The sequence below is a fragment of the Gallibacterium salpingitidis genome, assembly GCF_001678495.1.
GTDB classification, from domain to species: domain Bacteria; phylum Pseudomonadota; class Gammaproteobacteria; order Enterobacterales; family Pasteurellaceae; genus Gallibacterium; species Gallibacterium salpingitidis.
Genome location: NZ_JTJL01000025.1, coordinates 1 through 21,755, shown reverse-complemented (window position 1 = coordinate 21,755; position 21,755 = coordinate 1). Strand labels below are relative to the sequence as shown.

General features: G+C 37.0%; 22 protein-coding genes. 13 read left to right on the top strand and 9 right to left on the bottom strand.

The genetic code is table 11. The annotated features are described in order from the left end of the window. On the top strand, positions 1-205 hold a 205-nt coding region (locus tag QS62_RS06195; protein ID WP_156550084.1), incomplete at its 5' end, for an integrase core domain-containing protein. 304 nt (positions 206-509) lie between these two features. On the opposite strand, the gene lrp is transcribed toward QS62_RS06195, so the two are convergent. From lrp to miaB, 5 genes are all read right to left on the bottom strand, one after another. Further along, entirely contained in the window at positions 510-992 is a 483-nt protein-coding gene (lrp, locus tag QS62_RS06190; RefSeq protein WP_066107493.1) for a leucine-responsive transcriptional regulator Lrp, read from the bottom strand. A 96-nt stretch (positions 993-1,088) separates the two neighbouring features. Then, on the bottom strand, positions 1,089-2,072 hold the full coding sequence (gene secF, locus QS62_RS06185; protein WP_066107489.1) for a protein translocase subunit SecF: 984 nt from the start codon (positions 2,070-2,072) through the stop codon (positions 1,089-1,091). 17 nt (positions 2,073-2,089) lie between these two features. Beyond that, complete coding sequence (gene secD / locus QS62_RS06180; RefSeq protein WP_082966143.1) at positions 2,090-3,934, bottom strand: protein translocase subunit SecD; 1,845 nt, start codon at positions 3,932-3,934, stop codon at positions 2,090-2,092. Positions 3,935-3,963: 29 nt separating this feature from the next. Continuing rightward, positions 3,964-4,293 carry a preprotein translocase subunit YajC gene (gene yajC, locus QS62_RS06175; protein WP_065235001.1) on the bottom strand — a complete coding sequence of 110 codons (330 nt, stop codon included), beginning with the start codon at positions 4,291-4,293 and terminating at the stop codon, positions 3,964-3,966. 182 nt (positions 4,294-4,475) lie between these two features. Further along, positions 4,476-5,903: a tRNA (N6-isopentenyl adenosine(37)-C2)-methylthiotransferase MiaB gene (miaB, locus tag QS62_RS06170; RefSeq protein ID WP_066107484.1), complete on the bottom strand. Its 1,428-nt coding sequence runs from the start codon at positions 5,901-5,903 to the stop codon at positions 4,476-4,478. Positions 5,904-6,103: 200 nt separating this feature from the next. On the opposite strand from miaB, the gene QS62_RS06165 reads away from it, so the two are divergent. Next, positions 6,104-7,285, top strand: coding sequence for an FAD-dependent monooxygenase (locus tag QS62_RS06165; RefSeq protein WP_066107480.1), 1,182 nt, complete (start codon positions 6,104-6,106; stop codon positions 7,283-7,285). On the opposite strand, the gene QS62_RS06160 is transcribed toward QS62_RS06165, so the two are convergent. The 3 genes from QS62_RS06160 to QS62_RS06150 all read right to left on the bottom strand — a co-directional run bounded on the left by QS62_RS06160 (position 7,280) and on the right by QS62_RS06150 (position 10,561). Beyond that, positions 7,280-8,353 (bottom strand): YcjF family protein, encoded by a 1,074-nt coding sequence (locus tag QS62_RS06160; protein WP_066107477.1) that lies wholly within the window; start codon positions 8,351-8,353, stop codon positions 7,280-7,282. The genes QS62_RS06165 and QS62_RS06160 overlap by 6 nt on opposite strands. Further along, complete coding sequence (locus tag QS62_RS06155; RefSeq protein WP_066107474.1) at positions 8,353-9,762, bottom strand: YcjX family GTP-binding protein; 1,410 nt, start codon at positions 9,760-9,762, stop codon at positions 8,353-8,355. Before QS62_RS06155 ends, QS62_RS06160 begins: the two co-directional genes overlap by 1 nt. A 196-nt stretch (positions 9,763-9,958) precedes the next feature. Next, positions 9,959-10,561 (bottom strand): YagU family protein, encoded by a 603-nt coding sequence (locus QS62_RS06150; protein ID WP_066107472.1) that lies wholly within the window; start codon positions 10,559-10,561, stop codon positions 9,959-9,961. A gap of 399 nt (positions 10,562-10,960) precedes the next feature. Between QS62_RS06150 and QS62_RS06145 the strand changes: the two genes are divergently transcribed. The 5 genes from QS62_RS06145 to QS62_RS06125 are packed head-to-tail and all read left to right on the top strand — an operon-like array spanning position 10,961 to position 16,329. Continuing rightward, on the top strand, positions 10,961-12,658 hold the full coding sequence (locus QS62_RS06145; protein WP_066107496.1) for an ABC transporter substrate-binding protein: 1,698 nt from the start codon (positions 10,961-10,963) through the stop codon (positions 12,656-12,658). Then, the gene (locus QS62_RS06140) at positions 12,655-13,614 is read left to right on the top strand and encodes an ABC transporter permease (RefSeq protein ID WP_066107469.1); all 960 of its coding nucleotides are present in this window, start codon (positions 12,655-12,657) and stop codon (positions 13,612-13,614) included. Before QS62_RS06145 ends, QS62_RS06140 begins: the two co-directional genes overlap by 4 nt. Then, on the top strand, positions 13,607-14,494 hold the full coding sequence (locus tag QS62_RS06135) for an ABC transporter permease subunit (protein WP_066107466.1): 888 nt from the start codon (positions 13,607-13,609) through the stop codon (positions 14,492-14,494). Before QS62_RS06140 ends, QS62_RS06135 begins: the two co-directional genes overlap by 8 nt. A gap of 12 nt (positions 14,495-14,506) precedes the next feature. Next, positions 14,507-15,562, top strand: a complete 1,056-nt coding sequence (locus tag QS62_RS06130; protein ID WP_066107463.1) for a peptide ABC transporter ATP-binding protein — start codon at positions 14,507-14,509, stop codon at positions 15,560-15,562. A gap of 5 nt (positions 15,563-15,567) precedes the next feature. After that, on the top strand, positions 15,568-16,329 hold the full coding sequence (locus tag QS62_RS06125; protein WP_066107461.1) for an ATP-binding cassette domain-containing protein: 762 nt from the start codon (positions 15,568-15,570) through the stop codon (positions 16,327-16,329). A gap of 32 nt (positions 16,330-16,361) precedes the next feature. Here the strand turns inward: QS62_RS06125 and QS62_RS06120 are convergent, their stop codons facing one another. After that, positions 16,362-17,288 (bottom strand): mechanosensitive ion channel family protein, encoded by a 927-nt coding sequence (locus QS62_RS06120; RefSeq protein ID WP_066107458.1) that lies wholly within the window; start codon positions 17,286-17,288, stop codon positions 16,362-16,364. Positions 17,289-17,756: 468 nt separating this feature from the next. On the opposite strand from QS62_RS06120, the gene QS62_RS06115 reads away from it, so the two are divergent. The 6 genes from QS62_RS06115 to QS62_RS06090 all read left to right on the top strand — a co-directional run bounded on the left by QS62_RS06115 (position 17,757) and on the right by QS62_RS06090 (position 21,461). Continuing rightward, on the top strand, positions 17,757-18,794 hold the full coding sequence (locus QS62_RS06115; RefSeq protein ID WP_066107455.1) for an SMI1/KNR4 family protein: 1,038 nt from the start codon (positions 17,757-17,759) through the stop codon (positions 18,792-18,794). Between the two features lie 146 nt (positions 18,795-18,940). Beyond that, positions 18,941-19,303 carry a DUF6547 family protein gene (locus QS62_RS06110; protein WP_066107452.1) on the top strand — a complete coding sequence of 121 codons (363 nt, stop codon included), beginning with the start codon at positions 18,941-18,943 and terminating at the stop codon, positions 19,301-19,303. Further along, complete coding sequence (locus tag QS62_RS06105; protein WP_066107449.1) at positions 19,296-19,793, top strand: hypothetical protein; 498 nt, start codon at positions 19,296-19,298, stop codon at positions 19,791-19,793. Before QS62_RS06110 ends, QS62_RS06105 begins: the two co-directional genes overlap by 8 nt. A 14-nt stretch (positions 19,794-19,807) precedes the next feature. After that, positions 19,808-20,155 carry a DUF7021 domain-containing protein gene (locus QS62_RS06100; RefSeq protein ID WP_066107446.1) on the top strand — a complete coding sequence of 116 codons (348 nt, stop codon included), beginning with the start codon at positions 19,808-19,810 and terminating at the stop codon, positions 20,153-20,155. 36 nt (positions 20,156-20,191) lie between these two features. Beyond that, entirely contained in the window at positions 20,192-20,647 is a 456-nt protein-coding gene (locus QS62_RS06095) for a DUF2262 domain-containing protein (RefSeq protein WP_156550082.1), read from the top strand. Positions 20,648-20,672: 25 nt separating this feature from the next. Then, positions 20,673-21,461, top strand: a complete 789-nt coding sequence (locus QS62_RS06090; RefSeq protein ID WP_066107441.1) for a DUF2262 domain-containing protein — start codon at positions 20,673-20,675, stop codon at positions 21,459-21,461. Positions 21,462-21,755 lie beyond the last annotated feature (294 nt).

The following is a 21,755-nucleotide window of genomic DNA, read 5'->3' as shown; positions in this document are numbered from 1 at the left end:
AGGTAATTGTTGGGACAATGCGCCGATGGAGCGTTGGTTTAGAAGTTTTAAATATGAATGGATGTTAAAAGGGGGTTATGCTTCATTGTCGGCAGCGAAGGAGGACATTAAGAATTATGTATTTTATTATAATACTGTTCGTCCTCATGCTTACAATCAGGGATTACCACCCGTTTTCGCAAAACAACCTATCAGGGACTGTTAAATTAGTGGATCACTACAAAGAGATAGTGTTTTTTAATGTTTGATACTTCTCATCAACTTCATCAAAATTAATTTTAGTTCATTTAAGCTAACTTATTGAAAAGGCTAGACTTGTCAAATCTCCCAACCCTCTTCAGTCTTGAAGAGGGCTTCTGCTGTTGAAGCGTGAAGTTCAGTGCATTTTAGTGAGTAATTTACAATTCTTATCTCAATAACAAAAATTGCTTTGACGAAATAGCAACATTGAAAAAAAATAAACCTCACTTCAAAGAAAGTGAGGTGAAAGGAAAGGAAAGGAAAGGAGTTTATTTTAATAGCAAGTAGTTGGTTTGTTTCACTTCTTCCATTACTACATAAGTGCGGGTGTCATTTACTCCCGGTAAACGTAATAATGTGGTACCGAGCAATTTACGGTAGGCAGCCATATCGGCAACACGAGTTTTTAATAAATAATCAAAATCACCAGAAACTAGGTGACACTCTTGGATCTCATCTAAATCTTGTACTGCACGATTAAACTCTTCAAATACGTCTGGTTTACCGCGTACTAATGTGATTTCAACAATGACTAAGAGCGGAGAATCTAATAATTCAGGATTAAGTAAGGCACGATAGCCCATAATAATACCTTGCTTTTCTAAGCGTTTTACCCGCTCTAAACAAGGTGTTGGGGATAGGCCAACGCGTTTTGATAATTCGATATTAGAAATTTTGCCGTTGTGTTGTAGTTCATTCAGAATTTTGAGATCAATTGCATCGAGTGATTTCATCATCTTTTTTTGACGCATATTTGTATTCCTTTGAGGAGAAAAATTGTAGCTATTATATAAAAGTATCAGTAAAAATGATATCAGCCGTACATTGTAGTACGGCTGATAATTTTTTTATGGTAATAATGCTTCTTGATCTGCGCCTTCTTTGTCCACTTTTGGCGGTAACATATGTTCCCGTTTTAGACCAAAATTGAGGGCAAGGGCAATCGCGATATAAATGGATGAATAAGTACCAAACCCAATCCCGATTAATAACGCTAATGAGAAACTGTGGATAGTTGGACCACCGAATAGCAATAACGCTACTACCACGATTAAGGTGGTAATTGAAGTCATCAAGGTTCTTGATAAAGTTTGGCTTAATGAAATATTGATAATTTCAACGGTTGAAGCACGACGAATTTTGCGGAAATTTTCACGCACGCGGTCAAATACCACGATACTATCGTTTAACGAGTAACCGATAACCGACAATATTGCCGCAACGAAAGTTAAATCGACTTCCACTTGTAGCATAGAGAATACGCCTAAGGTAACGATAACGTCGTGTGCCAACGCAAGAATCCCACCAAGTGCCAAACGCCATTCAAAACGAAAACCGACATAAACCAATAACATCGCTAAAGTGAGTAAAGTCGCATAAATCGCAGAGGTGGTAAGTTCTTCACCAACATTTGGCCCTACGAATTCAATACTGCGAATATTTACGTTTTTATCAATATTATCGCTGAGGATTGTTTTGATATGGTTCCCTAAGTTCGGATCATTAAATGATGCCGGTACGCGAACCATTACATCACGAACGCCACCAGAAGCTTGCACTACCGCACTTTCTAAACCATTTTCCGCCAATACTTGACGTAGTTTAGGTAGATCAGCTGGTTGTGAGAAAGTGGTATCAATAACGGTACCACCTGTAAAATCAAGCCCCCAGTTAAAGCCTTTGGTCACAATAAAAAACAATGAAATTAAAACTACCAATAATGAAAAGCCATATCCAATTAAGCGGTAACGCATAAAATGAATTAGCTTATAAGGTAGCTTGATATCATTCAGAGTTTCTACTTGATTATCTACATTTGTTGAATTTTTCATTCTAATTGATTCCATCTCTAAATCGATAATTTACTGATTCGTTTACCACCGTAGAGGAAGTTTACAATGGCACGTGTACCAGTAATTGCGGTAAACATCGAAATGGCAACACCAAGAGATAAAGTGATGGCGAAACCTTTTACCGGACCTGATCCTGCTGCATATAAAATAACCGCGGTGAGAATAGTGGTTAAGTTTGCATCGAAAATACTTGAGAATGCACCACTATACCCTTCATTAATCGCTTGTTGCACGCTGCGACCATTACGCAGTTCTTCTTTGATCCGCTCGAATATCAGTACGTTGGCATCGACGGACATCCCGACCGATAATACGATACCGGCAATCCCTGGCATTGATAAGGTTGCTCCCGGAATCAATGACATTACCCCGACAAGGATCACAATATTGGCAATTAAGGCAACATTCGCGATTAAACCGAATTTACGGTAGTAAACCAACATAAAGAGTACAACAATCGCAAGACCCCAAACGCTCGCTTTTAACCCTTGTTCGATATTTTGTGCACCTAATGAAGGCCCAATAGTACGTTCTTCAACAATTTGAATTGGCGCGATTAATGCACCTGAACGTAACAATACAGAAAGATTTTGCGCTTCAGCAGGTGAGTCAATCCCAGTAATGCGGAAAGTATTACCAAGGCGAGATTGAATAGTTGCGACGTTAATCACTTCTTCGTGTTTGGTTAAAATCGCTTTACCGTTAGCGTCTTTTTCACCACTGTCTTTATATTCACTATAAACAGTAGCCATTGGTTTACCGATAGCAGTTTTTGTCGCTTCCGACATAATGTTACCGCCTTCACTATCCAATGAGATATTAACTTGCGGGCGACCATATTCATCATTACCAGAGTTGGCATCGGTAATATGTTCACCACCTAGAATAGTCTTACGATACACTACCACCGGTCTGCCGTTGCGATCGTGTTGTAATTCGGAATCTGATGGCACCATACCATTTTCAGCCGCAGCCACATTAGCAGTTTGGTTAACCATACGGAATTCTAACGTTGCGGTAGCGCCTAAGATCTCTTTCGCACGCGCGGTATCTTGTACCCCTGGTAATTCAACCACAATACGTTCTGCACCTTGTTGTTGTACTACTGGTTCTGCAACACCTAATTCATTAACCCGTTTACGTAAAATAGTGATGTTTTGTTCAACTGCACTGGTTCTTAAACGAGAAAGTTCGGTTTCAGATAGGGTAAGAGTAACGTTTTGCCCATTGCTAATAATATCCCAGTTCGCATGTTTACGTTTTAAAACACGCACTACTTCGTCAGGTGAGATATTGTCGGCAAGTGTGATAACTGTTGAATAATTGTCGCCGGATTGGATCGCTTTATAAACGAATTTTTCTTTACGTAATTCTGTGCGGAGGCTGTCTTGTAATTGTTCTTGTTGTTTAACTAACACTGATTTGAGATCAACTTCCATTAAGAAGCGTACCCCACCGCGTAAGTCTAAGCCAAGTTTCATTGGGCCAGCACCAATATCGGTTAACCAAGTTGGTGTTGCTGGGGCGAGGTTAAGGGCAACAGAGTAGTTATTGCCTAATTTTTCTAAAATCTTATCTTTTGCCAGAAGTTGTTCGTCCGTGCTACTAAATTTAGCCAAAATAGAACCGTTTTCTAACGCAATAGATTTAAGTGATAACTTATTTTGTTCTATTACTTGACGAACTTCTGTTAGGGTTTGTTCGGTGGCGACTTGTCCACGCGTACCAGAAATTTGGACTGCAGGATCTTCACCATAAAGATTTGGAAGGGCATATAAAATGCCGATGGCGACCACGAAGATCACCATCAGATTCTTCCATAAAGGATAACGATTTAACACAATTTAATGCCTTTATGAAAATGAAAAAATTAAAGTGATTTAATAGAACCTTTTGGTAATACAGCAACGATAAAATCTTTTTTGATAGTCACTTCGTTAGTATCGTTAAGTGCAATCACAACATAATCGCTTTCTGCTGAAACTTTAGTGATTTTTCCTAATAAACCACCGCTAGTTAAGACTTCTTCGCCTTTTGCTAATGAAGCCATTAAATCACGATGTTGTTTATTACGTTTAGATTGTGGGCGGAAAATCATAAAGTAGAAAATTAAACCGAAAATGACCAATAAAAAGATCATTTGCATACCACCACCTTGTGGTGCGGCATCTGCTGCATATGCTGTAGAAATAAGACCCATTTTGTTTTCCTTATCATTAATGAAGTAAAAATTTAACTCACTTTGCGTAAGCGCAGTAAAGCGAACGGTAAAAATAGCACAAAAACACGATCTTGTGAAAATGTTCTTGGTAGTTAATTGGTGAAATGTACTTTTTTTCAGCAATTATTTTCCCTACTCAATTTGAGTAGGGAAAAGAGAGTTTAATTCGCTTGGTAATGCCCAACGCCAAGTTCGTCTTCTTTACGAGTACGTTGCATTACTGCTTGCGGCGATTGTTGAACACGTAAGCCCATTTCATCTTCGGTACGAATAACTTCACCGCGTAAAGAGTTGGTATAAACATCGGTAATTTTTACATCAACAAATTTACCAATCATCTCTGGTGAACCAACAAAGTTCACGATACGGTTGTTTTCAGTGCGTCCGGTGAGTTCCATAATATCTTTCTTCGATGGACCTTCCACCAAAATACGTTGTTCAGTACCTAACATACGGCGGCTAAATTGTGCAGCTTGTTGGTTAATTCGTTCTTGTAACAGATATAGACGTTGTTTTTTCTCTTCTTCTGTAACGTCATCTGGCATATCAGCTGCCGGCGTACCCGGACGTGGTGAATAGATAAAGCTAAAGCTCATATCAAAATTGACTTGTGCAATTAAATTCATTGTTTGTTCAAAATCAGCTTCAGTTTCACCCGGGAAACCAACAATAAAGTCAGAACTGATTTGAATATTTGGGCGAGCTTCACGTAATTTACGAATAATCGCTTTATATTCTAATGCAGTGTGATTACGTTTCATCATTGTTAAAACACGATCTGAACCGCTTTGTACCGGTAAGTGCAAGAAGCTCACAAGTTCAGGTGTATCACGATAAACATCAATAATATCGTCGGTAAATTCGATTGGGTGTGAAGTAGTGAAACGTAAACGATCGATACCGTCGATAGCTGCGACTAAACGTAATAACTCTGCAAAAGAACAGATACCGCCGTCGTGAGTTGGGCCACGATAAGCATTGACGTTTTGTCCTAATAAATTCACTTCACGTACGCCTTGTTCCGCTAGTTGAGCAATTTCAAATAACACATCATCTACCGGGCGGCTAACTTCTTCTCCGCGTGTATAAGGTACAACGCAGAAAGAACAATATTTATTACAACCTTCCATAATGGAAACAAAGGCGGTTGGGCCTTCGGCACGTGGTTCTGGTAAGCGGTCAAATTTCTCAATTTCTGGGAAGCTGACATCAACCACAGCACTCTTACCACCACGAATTTGATTTACCATTTCAGGTAAACGGTGCAAGGTTTGCGGCCCAAAAATAATATCAACATAAGGCGCACGATCACGAATATGTTCACCTTCTTGTGATGCAACACAACCGCCAACACCAATAATTAAATCAGGATTTTGTTTCTTTAAATCTTTCCAACGTCCTAATTGATGGAATACTTTTTCTTGTGCTTTTTCCCGAATAGAACAAGTATTTAATAAAAGAATATCTGCTTCTTCAGCATTTTCAGTAAGTTCTAAACCATGTGTACTATTTAAAAGGTCTGCCATTTTTGCTGAGTCATACTCATTCATTTGGCAACCCCAAGTTTTAATATGTAATTTTTGCGTCATTGTGGTTATCGAAAGTTAAATGATTGAAATAATGAAAATTATGCTATTGAACATAGCGGTATTGTGAAAATCGGACGCTATTCTACCGATTTATCTGCATAATCTCTAGCACTTCATTGAGGTATATTGATGATTTTGTTTTAGGCAGTATCCTCTTTTGGAGTAGAATAGATGCCGAGTCATTAAATTAGGGTAAACAGATGGACGCACAATATAAAAATTATGATTTTATTATCGTTGGCGGGGGAATGGTCGGTGCGGCTTGTGCCGCAGGATTGGCTAAATTAGGGTTAAATATTTTTGTTATTGAACGATCGCCATTACCTCATTTTTGCACAGAGCAAGATTATGATTTACGAATTTCGGCGATTAGCTTAGGTTCGGTGCGTTTATTAGAAAAATTAGGGGCGTGGGACTATATCAAAGCACGCCGAGTTTGTCCTTATCGTCAATTAAGCACTTGGGAAATTGAGGGATTTTCTACTACATTTTCTGCAGAAGAATTACAGTTGCCAGAACTTGGTTATATGGTGGAAAACCAATTAATTCAAGAAGGATTATGGCAGCAATTTCAGGCATTACCGAATGTCGATTACTGCGTTGATACGCAAATTAAACAAGCAGAACGAGCACAACAGCAGTGGCATTTAACGTTAACTACTGGCGAATGTATTCGTAGTACGCGCGTGATTGCCGCAGATGGCGCCAATTCACAATGGCGAGAATTAGCGGGAATTGGCGTAACAGGTTGGCGTTATCAGCAAGATTGCTTATTAATTTTGGTAGAAACTGAAGCTGAACAGCAAGAGATGACTTGGCAGCAATTTTATCCAACAGGGCCGCGTGCATTATTACCATTGCAAGGAAAACAGGCTTGTTTAGTTTGGTATGATACACCAGCCAAAATTGCGCAATTACAGCAGCTTTCAATGGAAAAATTAACGCAAGCTATTACAACTGCTTTTCCAAAACGTTTGGGAGCAGTAACAGCAATAAAATGTGGTGGTTTTGCCTTAACACGTCGTCATGCACAGCAATATTATAAAAATGGTGTGATTTTGATTGGCGATGCTGCGCATAGTATTCATCCATTGGCAGGACAAGGTGTTAATTTAGGGTTTAAAGATGTGAAATGCTTGTTGGATAATGTGGCGGCAGCCTTGCAAAAAGATCGCACATTAAGCCAAGATGATTTTCTCAAACGTTATCAGCAGCAACGTTATTACGATAATTTATTGATGCAATCAACAATGGATATTTTTTATAAAACTTTCCGTTCACCATTATTGCCAATTAAGGTAGCGCGTAATATGGCTTTATTAGCAGCAGAGCGTGCCGGTATGGTGAAGCGGAAAGCGTTGAAATATGCGTTGGGGTTATAGATCAGTGGTCTGCTTATTTTTATTAAACAGATTATCCTTAATAACCGTTTTCACCTCTGTTAATAACAGTTTATGAATAGTGTGTAATTTTGGTCGCTCTTGTGCAGTGAAAGGCACAGGGCGACAAAGTTCCATCGTTTTAATCCCAAGTCTAGCGGTCAATAAACCTACACCGACACCTTGTGCCGCACGAGCAGATAATTTTGCAGTTAAATCTTGTGAGAACCAATCCATACCAATTTCACGCATTACATCGGTAGCACCGGCAAAAGCAATATTAAACAGCACCATTTTAATCAGACGAATACGGCTAAAATAGCCCAGTTTTACGCCATATAATTTGGCTAATTTATTTATCAATCGCAGATGGCGCCAGGCAACAAAACACATATCTACCAAGGCTAACGGACTAATAGCGACAATGAGTGCAGACTCAATAGATTGTTTATTAATAATTTTTTGTGCTTGTAGATCAATAGGATGTAAAAATTCCTCGCTAAACAAACGTAGTAATTCTTGTGGTGTGTAACCTTGATCAGCAAATTGCTGCCAGCGTTGATATTTAGCATCTTGCGTAGAAATTTGCATATATTGGCTTAATTGTTGCGTAATTTTCGCTCCTTCATTCGCAGAAACCATTGTTGTGGTAGCGGCAGATTGCGTTTGTACATTTTTATTTTGTTGCTGTAATAACGCTAATTTTTTTAGTTGGCGTAGATGACGAAATTCATTGATGATAGCGCTAAAACCTAAGGTAACAATGCTGCTAAAAACTAAGGCAAAGGCGAAATTGATCCATTGATGTTGCTGCCAAGCGTCGATTAGCCATTGAATGGCTTGTGCAATGACGGCAACAGAAAAGAGTAGTCCGGTACCTAGTAAACCTTTTTGCCACCAAGAAAGAGGGCGTTGTAGCGCATATTGTAAATCGTTTTCCGGTTGGCTATTTTCTTGATACGCTTCTTCATCAATCGCTACTTGTGCAGAATGAAACTCACGTTTAGCTTGATGAGCTTCTTCGTGTGTATTGGATTCTGTAGTTGCTTGAAACAATTTTTTCTCTTGCATTATCTTAATTTATCTCCTAACAAATATTCTAATACTGCATCTAAACGTAAATGTGGCAAGGCTTCGCCGCTGACGGCTTGTTGCGGTTCAAATTGATCAAATTCAAAGGTGGAGTTATGCCAGAAATCAGCTGTAGGTAAGCGCGTTGGCACACTACCAGGAAACAAGGTAATTAGTTTTTTATCGCGGCTTCTGACACCTTGAATTGCTTTAAATTTTTCTCCTTTTTCTTCGACAATAACCTGTTGTGTGGCACGAATAGCTGCTAAGGCAGTGAAATCTACTTCGATATGAGAAAACTGCAAATGTTCACCGTCGGCTTGTACTAATTGACGTAACAAACTGATCAAATTTGGAATTTGTTCAGTAGTAATATGATCGGCTTTAGTTGCAGCAAAGAGCAACTTATCAATTTTTGGTGCAAATAGGCGATTGAAAAAATTTCTTTGTCCATAATGAAAACTTTGGAACAGCGCTCGTAATGCCATTTGCATATCGACAAAAGCTTGACGGCTATGATTTAGCGCAGTTAAACAGTCGGCTAAAATAATTTGTCGATCAAAACGAGAGAAATGTTGCTGATAAAACCCTTTTACGATTTGATTACGATAAAAGTCATAACGTTGTTGTAATACATAAAAATAACTTTTCTTATCGGCTGATTTACTCAGTTGTTGCCATTGTTCAGAAGTTAAATGAATTAATGGGAAAAATTGCAAAGCAATCGAACCTTCTGCCTCACCGGGTAAGATAAAACGACCCGGTTGGATAAAATAGAAACCTTGTGCTTTGCATTGGTGTAAATAATCAGTGTAATTTTTCGCTAATTGTGCCAACACATGTTCATCTGCCGGTGCAGTAAGATCCAATTTTTGTAGTTGTTGCAGCCAATGTTCCGCTAATTGTTTACGTTCACCTTGTTGCAGTTGCTGCATCGCCAGCGACCATTGCTGAAAGTTTTGCGATAACAATGGTAAATCTAAAAGCCATTCGCCGGGATAATCAAAAATATCTAAATACAATACGCCTTGTGATTTGAAATGGCGTAACAAACTTTGTTTGTGCTGATAATGAATTTCTAAACGTGTTTCACTTAAACCGCGGGTTGATTGTGGCCAACGTGGCGGCGATTGTTCTAGCGAGAGCAGGTTTTCTTCATATTCAAAACGTGGCAAAGTCCAATTTTTTTGTGTTAAACGTTTTACGCCGACAATTTGCTGATTACGTGCGGCACTAAATAAAGGAAGTTGCGGATTATCAGTAGTATTTAACGAGAGTAGTTGATTAATTAAACCTGTAATAAAGGTGGTTTTCCCACTTTGACTTAGTCCAGTTACTGCTAAACGTAAGGTTTGGTCTAAACTATGTTCAATCAGATTATCAAGTTCATTTTGTAACGTTCTTAGCATATTTGTCGCCTAAAAAATGATTTTTTATAGTGTAGCTTATTTGTACAAAAGAGAAAAACAGGCGATGTAATATGGGTTTAAATTTAGTCAGATCAAGGAGTTAATCAGAAGCTAAATAGAAAAATACGCTTTAATCGACGATCAAAGCGTATTCTAATTAGTGTATGAATGTTATTGATAAAAGGAATTTACGTAATTAACGTGCTTGGCTAAGAGCCACTTCTGCGTCTGGTTCGTGAGTAATACGGTTACGTAAATCACGACGAACTAATTCAATTGTCCAGAACCAGAAGATATGACCAACAAACTCTGAAACGTGTTCATAGAATGGCCATTCTGCAACAGGTGGTGTTAAACCTAAAAGTGGGAATGAGATATAGTGAACACAGATATCACAAATAATCCCTGCAAGTACACCTTGCCATAATTTCACTTTAGGGAAGCGTTCTGCAACGATACAGTAAGCAATAGCGAACACTAAAGAGAAAATAATGTGAGTAACACCAATCCAGTTAAATGCTTGATCTGCAAAAGTAAATGCAGGTGCAGTAGGATCGATACCTAAATAATCTCTTAAAAATACGTGTGGTGGATTTAAAAAAGCACGTGAGCAAACCTCTAATGCTTGTGATGGATCTTTACAAGCTGCAGTAAAAAGATCTAATGGGCTACGTGGTGGGAATGGATGTTCAGCACCCCATTTTACGAAAGCAGAAAGTAAGCCAGCAAAGATCCCAACAAAAGCAGCCACGCCATAACGACGACGGCTTGGATCAGTTTGTTCAAATAAATTAATCATAAATGTGTCCTAAAATTATTAATCATAAAAAAGTCAATATTCTTTATTATCATTGCCACAAATGATAACAGCAGCGCTGATCTTAGTTTAATAATTATTTTATACAATAAAAAAATAATCAAAATTGATTAGGTGCCTAAAAAATAGACCAAATTGTTGCAAGCTAAATCGTTTTAGGAAACATTTTTTTAATTAATTTTAAATATTTAATCTATTTTTGATACATTTTTGAATGCTGGTTGATAACTTGCTGTTCGTCAGAGTATTGATTAAGATCGTCGTTTTGTTGAATTAATCGACTAATAGCTAGTATTTCCTTTTACAAAGGAAAATTCACTCGTTAATATGCTGTTTTCATCAATGTATCGATTGAATGTAGTGCATCGCACTGGTTTTATTATGGTTTTATCAAGATATTTTGTGCTGTATTGGCTTGGCTTATTTGGGGCAGGTTTTGCGCTTGCTGCGCCGAGCGTACCGAAACAAGTGTTAGATAATGGGTTAGTTTATTGCACTCATTCTTTACCCGTTTCTTTAAATCCACAAACAGCGGATATCGGCACTAATACTAATATTGTTGCCGATCAGATTTATAATAAGTTATTTGAATTAAGTGGCAACGATAACCACGTAGTTCCGTCGTTGGCGACCTCTTATTATCTTTCGACAGATGGTCGAACTATCACTATTAATCTTCGTCGTGGAGTGAAATTTCATAAGACGGAATGGTTTACTCCGACACGTGATTTTAATGCTGAGGATGTTGTCTTTTCATTAAATCGCATTATTGGTAAAAATGATGGGATCTTTCCTGCAGACGAAAATGTGAATACGAATAGCAGTAAAGTTTCACAATATGCATTATTTAATGAAAAAGCCAAAAATAAACATTTCCCCTATTTTGAAAGTATTCGGTTAAGAAATAAGATCGAATCAGTTGTCGCAATTAATCCTTATCAAGTGCAAATTCATTTAGTGTCGCCAGATGCGTCGGTACTTTCGCATTTATCTGGGCCAAATGCGGTTATTTTGTCCTATGAATATGCTTTGCAATTAAATGCCGATGATAACTTAGCGCAATTGGATACATTGCCAGTAGGAACAGGGCCTTATCAATTAAAAAGCTACTTTAGAGATCGCAACGTTCGGTTAGTCCGTAATGATGAGTATTGGGGAGAACGTGCCAATATTAAGAATGTCGTGATTGATGTTTCGACGACAAAAACAGGCAGATTGGCGAAATTTTTAAATGGTGAATGCGATATTGTGGCGTTTCCAGATGCCAGCCAATTAAAGTTGTTAAATGAACGGTTACCGAGCGTGCGTATTAGCGTGTCTGATAGTATGAATTTGGCTTTTGTTGCTTTAAATATGAAACGTCAAGTGATGCAGAATGTTGATACTAGACGTGCGATTGCCTTTGCAATTAATCGCCAACGTATTATTAAACATATCTATTATGGTACTGCGAAAGTGGCACAATCGATTATTCCGCAGATTTCGTGGGCATCACGCTTTAATGCTACCGCTTTTGATTATGACTATGATCCTGAGAAAGCACGTTCCTTATTAACTAATAAAAATCTTACGTTGTCATTTTGGGTGATTGATGAGGAACAGGTGTACGACCCTAATCCGATAAAAATGGCCGAGATGATTAAATATGATTTGGCTAAAGTGGGTATTAAGGTCAATATCAAGGTTGTTTCATATAATTTCTTGAAAAAACGTGTAGAAGAAGGCAAAGACGATTACGATATGATTTTAACTGGTTGGGTAACCAATAACTTGGATCCTGATAGTTTTTTACGACCAATTTTAAGTTGCCCTTCACAAAGTACCATTTCCAATTTAAGTAGCTGGTGTCATCCGCCGATGGATGCGTTATTAGTAAAAGCGTTACAAACAGATGTACAGCTATTACGTTCATTAGATTATGATATGGCGCAGCAAATTATTGTGCGTCAGGTGCCGATTATTCCAATTGCTACGGTTAATAATGTGTTGGTTGCGAATAACCGAGTCGCAGGTATTAATATGACACCATTCGGCAATATCCATTTTAGAGCGTTATCGTTAAATGAGGTGCAAAAATGATGGTTGCATTGATCAGACGATTATTATTAATTTTTATCTCATTAATCGTATTAACAATGATCTCTTATTGGATAATGTTGAAAGATCCATTGAACCAAGTGTTGTTTGATAAATCGTTGTTTGCAGGATATTTTAGTTATATTAATCAACTGCTTAGCGGCGATTTTGGTATCACTTATGTTGGCGGTGAATTATTAAGAGATCAAATTCTGTTAGTTTTACCATCAACTTTAGAACTCTGTATTGCTGCACTTTTTTTAGCGTTACTATTTGGTATTCCATTAGGCTTTATCGGCGCATTAAATCGAGGTTCGGTGGGCAGTTTTATTCGTGGTGTTTCCTCAGTGGGATTATCTATTCCTGTTTACTGGATAGGGCCAATCTTGTTGTATTTAGCCGCGATTTATAATTGGGAGATCTCTTCCGTTGGGCAATATAACGCTTTATATGATATTAAACCGATAACAGGTTTTGCGATTATTGATGTTTGGTTTGTGGAAGAGCCTTATCGCATCAAAATTGTGCAAAGTGTATTACAACATTTAGCACTACCAACGTTGGTATTGATGATTACACCAATGATGGAGATTATTCGACTTACACAATATCGTGCTGATCAAGTGGTATCGGCGAATTATACGAAAAGTGCTTTAATTCGCGGTTGGTCAAAAATGCGTGTGTTACGGATTTATCTGTTGCGTAATACGTTAGGGCCGATTTTGCCACAAATTATTCGTACTTTTACCTTAACTTTTGCTTCTTGTATGTTGATTGAAAATATTTTTAATTGGTCTGGCATTGGGCAATGGTTGATCGCGGCATTATCAGAACAAGATTACAATGCGGTAGCGATTGGGGTAATGGTGATAGGATTGATTGTATTAATGATTAATTTATTAGCAGATCTAAGTGAATTTTTATTAGATCCTTATAAGAAAAAGGCTTGGTATGATTGAGCAACGCGCAGAAGATTTCCGTATAACCAATACCATTTCTGCAATCTGGTCTATTTTTCGACAAGACAAAATTGCGCTGTTTAGTCTATTTTGTTTGTCAGCATTAGTCGCTATTGCGATTTTAGTACCTTATTTGTCACCTTATTCGCCAGATCAACAATTTATCGGTAAAGAGTTAATTCCGCCATTTTGGGATAAAGCCGGAGATTTAATTTTTTTATTAGGCACAGATGATATTGGCCGCGATCTTTTTAGTCGCCTTTTATGGGGCGTGCATTACACCTTTGGTTCAGCACTATTAATTGTGTTAGCTATTTTATTGCTTGGTGGTGTATTAGGTTTATTAGTCGGCATCAATCAAGGGGTGAAATCCAGAACTTTAAAATATCTTGGCGATATCTTTTTATCCATTCCAATTTTATTGGTGGCGATTATTATTGCCGCTTTAATGGATAGCGGTTTACAAAATGCGATGTTGGCGATTTTTCTAGCGTTATTACCGCACTTTATTCATCAAATTGATAGTGCGGTACAACAAGAGCTGCAAAAAGATTATGTGGTGTTGTTACGTTTAGAAGGAATTTCCAAATATTTACTGTTAAAAGAGACTATTGTGCCGAATATTTTCCCTGTTTTTGTCAGAGAAATTTCCAGAATTTTTATTTTAGCGATTATGGATGTGAGTGCGTTGAGTTTTATCTCTTTGGGTGCAGCTTCTACTGTTCCAGAATGGGGTGCAATGATTCGTGACGCATTAGATTTATTATATATTGCGCCTTGGGCAGTGGTATTACCGGGAACGGCGATTATGCTATCTATTCTGGTGATTATTATTTTAAGCAATAGCTTATTGCGTGCTTTTCATAAATATCATTCATAAACGGGAGATCTTATGGCTTTATTAGATATTCGTAATTTATGTATTGATATTAAAATCGCCAATGGCAAAGTGCGGATTGTTGATAATGTCAATTTGACGCTGAATGAAGAAGATATGTATGGCTTGGTGGGGGAGTCAGGTTCAGGAAAAAGTTTGATCGCTAAAGTGATTTGTAACGCGGTAAAAGAGGATTGGATCATCAGTGCAGACCGTTTTCGCTTTAATGATGTTGAACTGTTGAAACTTTCTACCTCTAAACGGCGTAAATTGGTTGGACGGCAAATTTCGATGATTTATCAAGATCCGCTGACGTATCTTGATCCAAGTAAAACGATTGGCGCACAGCTAAGGCAAAGTATTCCGAACTGGACTTTTAAAGGGAAGTGGTGGCGCTGGTTTGGCTGGAAAAAACGGCGAGTGGTGGAATTATTACACCGCGTAGGTATTCGGGATCACCGCGATATTATGCGCAGTTATCCGGATGAAATTACCGAAGGTGAAGGGCAAAAAGTGATGATAGCGATGGCGATTGCCAATCAACCGCGCCTTTTAATTGCGGATGAAGCGATTAACACTTTAGGTACCAACACGCAAACACAAATTTATCGTTTATTGTTAGCGATGAACCAAAATCATGGTACTACGATTCTATTTTTAAGTAGTGATTTGGTATCAGTAAGCGAATGGTGTAATACGCTTAATATCTTATATTGTGGGCAATCGGTAGAGTCAGGGCCAAAAGAGATGATTATGGAATCCCCTTATCACCCTTATACCAAAGCTTTGATGAACTCAAATCCAGATTACAATGTGCCGCTAGGGCCAAAAACACAATTGAATGCTTTACCTGGTATGGTGCCGTTATTGACTAATTTGCCAATTGGTTGTCGTTTAGGGCCTCGTTGTCCATTTTCACAACGGAAATGTGTTACTAAACCGCCAACACGTCGGGTGAAACAACATGAATACGCTTGTTATTATCCGCTAAATATGCGTGTTCATTCCGTTGCAGCCGAGAAAATTGAACCAATAACCATTCAAGCGAATGAAATAGATAAAGATGAGTAATAACAATGAGTGAAGTGGTGTTACGTGTTGAAAATTTAACGAAAACCTTTCCTGCTAGTGGTAATGCATTATTTAATCGTGCCTTTGATGCAGTGAAAGATATTTCTTTCCAAATTGAACAACGCAAAACGTTAGCGATTATTGGTGAAAATAGTTCAGGGAAATCAACATTGGCCAAGATGATTGTCGGGATTACTGAACCTAGCCAAGGTGAGATTTATTTTAAAGATCGCCTATTAAAGTTCGGTGATTATTCTTTTCGTTCTAAACATATCAGAATGTTGTTTCAAGATCCGAATGCAACTTTTAATACTCATCTTAATGTTGGGCAAACGTTGGATTTACCGTTACGTTTAGCAACTCCATTATCCGAAGCGGAACGAAACCACAAAATATTTCAAACTCTACGTCTAGTGGGTTTATCACCGATTCATGCCAATATTCGTTTTAGTGACTTAACTATTAGTCAAAAACAGCGTATTGCGTTAGCGCGGACGTTAATCCTTGAACCGGAAGTGATTATTGTGGATGACGCATTAAACTCGTTGGATTCGTTAGTAAGAGCACAATTAATTAATTTGTTACTAAAACTGCAAGAGCAATTAGGCATTGCTTATATTTATATCGGGCAAAATATTGGCATTATTAAGCATATTTCAGATGAATTATTGGTATTACACGAAGGGCAAATTTTAGAATATGGCGAAACATTAGATGTCATTGCCGATCCACAAACTGAACAGACCAAGCGATTATTACAACAATAAAAAAGTGCGCCAAATTAGCGCACTTCTTTCACTTATTTTTGTTCACTATTCTTCTCAATAGCTTCAATTTGGTTACTGGTAAGATTAATATCCAATTGATTAAATGGAATATCAATTCCCGCCTTATCAAATTCTATTTTAACTTTCTCCATAATGGCGTAATGTACGCTCCAATAATCGCCAGTATTAACCCAAGGACGCACAAATAATTGCACACTGCTTGCTGCCAATGCACCGACGGCGATTAATGGTTCAGGGTGTTTTAAAACACGAGGTTCTTCCGCTAAACAACGCGCAATAATCTCTTTCGCTTTAGTAATATCGGCTTCATAAGAAATATCAAAAATAAAATCGATACGACGAGTTTTATTCATTGAATAGTTAGTGATTTTTTGCGTAAAGATCTGATTATTTGGTACTAAAACCGTTTTATTATCACCGGTACGCAATTCCAACATTAATAAGCCAATTTGTGTCACTGTACCTGCGCCGCTAGCGACTTCGATCCAATCACCTTTACGGAAAGGTTTAAAGATTAAAATCATCACACCTGCGGCAAAGTTTTGTAATGAGTTTTGTAACGATAAACCAATGGCTAAACCGGCAGCACCAATTAATGCAACTAATGAAGTGGTATTAATACCTAGTTGCGAAAGCGCGGCAATTACCACGATTAATAACAGAGCAAAATATGAAATAGAGCGGATAAATTCACTTAACATTTCATCTTTCACTGTGCGATTAATCATTGCACCAAGCAATTTACTAATAAATCTCGCTAAGCGTTTCCCGATTAAGAAGATAACAATCGCTAATAAAATTTTTAAAGAATAAGGTACAACCCAATCATGGAAAAAGTTTAACAACTGTTGTTGACTGAAAAGGGAATGCCAATCTACATTTTGCAAATCAATGGAAGTATTCAGAGTGTTTTCTACTGCTTTTGTATTTTCTGCCATAATGCCTCCTATCAATAACATAAAGCTAAATATTATAAATATGTTAAGAAGAAGATCAAATTGGCGAGGATAAAGATGCTATAAATGCTAAGTATTACTGTATCAGTTAATACCAAAAATTAATATTAAGGTAATCACCAAAAGGAACAGACCTAACCAATTCCGAGTTATGAGCTTCTCGATTATTATGAGAAGCAACAGTCCGGCAACTAAAATTATTAGACCATTCATTTAGTCACCTCCAGCAGAATGACTCTATATAGATTTTTATATAACTATATTGAAAATATTATATTTTTCAAATTTCTCTATCCCTTTTCAATCTTGAATCGGACTTCTGCCTTTGAAGCGTAATGTTCAGTACATTTTGGTGATTATTGTAGATTTTAGTGCAATGTAAATAGGTATTGCCTACTTTTTAATGGTACTATTTTGACCATATTTAAATAAATAGCGATAAGGTGGAGTATGGCCAAGAAGAAACTGGTTAAATACGTTCCAGAAAATTATGAAAAATTCTTTGAACAGTTCACTGCTTTAACAAATGCACATCAATATGAATTTGTTATTGAAAAATTGGAAGAAACCACAGAAGAAAGACGAAATTATGAGTTTTATTATTGCTTAGCACATGCTTATGCAAACTTTGCTGTTTTGGGGGAAGGTGGATACAGTGGCTTAGAATATAAGTATTCAGAAGAAAAAGTTGCCATTCTTAAAAAAGCGTTAGAGATTCTTCTTTCTATAGAGGATAAAGGGAAAGATGATGCTCGATGGTATATGAAAATGGCATTCGTATATCAATATCTTAAAATGGAAGAGAGCGCTATTCCATATATAAAAAAATGGGCTGAATTAGATCCTTCCAATGAATTACCAAATAGAATTCTTCAAGCCTGCCAACAAGCAAGTCAAGATTGTGATTATGCTTTGAAGAAACAAGAAAAAAAGCTAAAAGTCAAAGAATTACCAAAGTCTTATAAACCGAACAGTAATCGCCATCTTGAAGATCTAGATATCAATACATTTTGGGAAAAAGAGAATGACGTTCATCACGAAAAGATAACTGATGAATTGATACAGTTTATTGAAAGTGAATTAGGCTATAAGTTGCCTGAAGCATATCTTTGGTTGATGAAACAACATAATGGTGGCAGGCCGATCAAAAATTGTTATCCAACAAAACAAAAAAATTCATGGGCAAAAGATCATATTATGATAGACACGATATTTAGTGTTGGAAAAAGTGAACAGTATTCATTATGTGGTGAGTTGGGTGATAAACATTGGAAAAATGAGTGGGGTTATCCAGATATTGGTATCGTGATTTGTGATACGCCAACATCAGGGCATCAACTAATATTTCTTGATTATATGAAGTCAGGTAAAACGGGAGAACCTAGAGTTTCATTGATTGATGAAACAGATAATTATTCAATTACTGTGCTTGCAAATAATTTTGAAGAGTTTATTTGTAGTTTGGTGGATGAAAGTGAATTTGAATAGTAGCTGCAAAAATTTAACCATAGCTTCTTGATGTGTCGGAGGATATATGAAAATAAAGCTGTAGCAAGATTCCTCAAATTTTAGATTTTGTCCATAAAAAAGCTAAATCGGTACGATAAAATTTGGAGTAGGTAGGAGATATAAAGATGGATAATTTACTAGAAAGTTATAAAGATTTTATTGATGGCTTAGTGGAAAAACGTAGAACAGTAAAGGCTAAGTGGGTGGTTGGAACAGGATATCCGCACACCGAAACCAATAAAGAGATTAATAACCTACTTGAACAACTGACAGCAGAACAAAAAGAAATCCTCGCAAATATGTTAAGCGAAGCAAAAGAAGAGGGAATTCATGATACCTTAGCGTATATGAATGAATTATTTGATACTGAAGGTTATGGTTTAACGAAAGATGGTGAGTCGTTACCATATGATGCCTTTGAAAGTATGCACTATGATTTTGTTTGTCGGTGTGAAGGTGATGAGTGGCCAGAGGGCGAAGATGAATGAAAATAGTATTCAGAAAACAGGACTTACACTTTTTAATGAACTAGAAATATTGTTAGATGAATCGATTGAAAAATTAAAAAGAGAACAGCCAGATTATATTATCTATACAGCCAATATTTGGATAGATAAACAAGTCAAATGTGCTGCAATCAATTTTGATAGCAAGCGAAATGCCCTAAAGTTGCATAGGATTTCTAAAAAGTGGAGTGATGAAGAACTTTTGGAAAACGCAAAGCTGAGTGATACAGAAATTGCCAAGACTTTTAGAACAAGATCAAGTTTAAGGAATTATTATCCTGCCGATTTTGAGTTGAGTTCTTTCTTAGAAAGGGAATTAACATGTTCGCTTAGAGGTTGGCATAACACGCTCATTAAATTTGGAAAATTTGCATTTGAGAAGATTCAGCAAGAGTTAAACGTAGAAAGCTTAGATTTTGAACTTAGTATAAATAGTGATGAAGATTGGTACGATGAATCTTGGCATATTTAAAAGGAGACGCTTTTATGGTAACGCCAATAGATTTTAGGAAGCTTACAGAAGCTGAAGCCATTAAGGCCTATCACGATCAGTTTGCTCAAGAAGAAACGGAAATTTTATTTTTTATAGAAATTGTTGATAAAGGTTTTGCTTCACTTAGAAATAAAGAAAGTAAAACAAGATATGGGATGCCTGCTCAGTGGTATAGCGGAATTTATCACCTCAAAACAGATACATTAGATACAAATAAAGGCACACTTGAGTGGGTTATTGATCGTATCGAAAACCCAAACTATAAAGGGAAACTCTATAATTTCGAGCCATACCAAATTTATCATGCAAAGGTTAGAAAAAAGTTAAGTGAAGCAAACTAGGATACTTACCTTATTACAGAAGTAATAGAAGATGGATTGTCAAATACAGAAATAGCATCAATGGCAATAGAAGCCAGTAAGCCAAAAGTGATTAAGGATAAGGAACTAGGAACCTTTAAAAAGGTACAAGGAATGGACGTTTTTGTTGGAAAAATATCCATTGAAGGCAAGAAAGTTTATGTAGATATTGTTAATGGCAGTGATAAGGCTCTTGTTCGACTAAAAGAGGTTAATAATAGTATGGAAGCCATACTGGAAAAATGTAGACTGGCCATTTATGCAAATCTTGAATCTCTTTATGATCGCGCTGGAGTAGAACCTAAGAATTTGACTAAAGAAGAATGGTTACAGATTTTAAAACTTAAAGAGATTTATATTGATGAGAATCTGGACTTTCACCTGTATTTTGAAGATAAAAAGCAGATATTTATCGGGATACAAATCGTAGTGGTTTTAGATAAGGATAACAACATAACCAGCATAACATTATAACGATTTAGCAAGAGGAGGTTTAAAGATGACATCTTATTACAAAGACGATTATTACACCGACGTGAAGGAAGTCTATATTCTCGTGGAAGATGATTCTGGCTTAAGGATAGAACATAAGAAGCCTATTAAGGTTTGTACCACTTTGGCGCATATTGATCCCTATACTGGAAAACTAAGCGATAAGTTGTTTAATGTGGCTTGGTATCCGAAAAATGAAGACGAAAAGTACAAGCGATTCTTCTATGACGAAACGATCTACAAAATTAAGGTTGCTATGAACGAAGCAGACAAGCATGGAGCGAGTCTTTTAGAAATATTAGAAGTCAATGCTAAAAATCAGTTGTTAGAAGATTTCTTAGCTGAGCTGAAAAAACCGGTAATTATTCAAGACGATATTCTCGGCGAAATCACTTTAGATAAACACGATGAAACCTTTACCGGCAGTGTCGATTGGCTAGGAACAAAGCTGCTCCTTACTCTTGAAGTAGAAGTAGATTATAAGGCTTCCTGGACTCGAGCGAGAAAGGCTGCCGCGCAAATTGTGGAAAATCAAAAAGACTTTGACAGTTTGTGGAAGAATGCCTGTGTTGAATATGTGTTGCCATATATCAAAAAATGGTGTGAAGAAAACAAAGAACTTAAAGCGGAAAATTACACAAAAGAGAAATTGCTAGCATCATTAGAATTAGCCGATCTCGTGGTTTATCCAAGCGGTACTTACCTTGCTTCTTATGCAGATTCTGATCTTTTTCAAGAGCATGCCATTGAAGTACATGGCAGTCTAAAAAAAGGAATAAAAAGTGTTGAAATATAAAGGGATGTCACCTGGATATATTTTTTTAAGTTAAAAATGAAAATTTATTTTTTGTTTTTTATGTATTTTTATATTTTTTTATAGTGTTTACAGATATACTGAAAAAGTCACTAATAAGGATCTACTAGTTGAACATAGGTGCATGGATTGCTGAAAACTTAACAAATTTACATAATGTCCCACGTTAAGGAGATACCGCTATGAAACTAACCCTATCGCAATTATTCCCAATTAGGGGGGGGAAATTGACAGAGCTTCCAGCAGCTCTTGATAATTTTATTAGTCAGTCAGTCA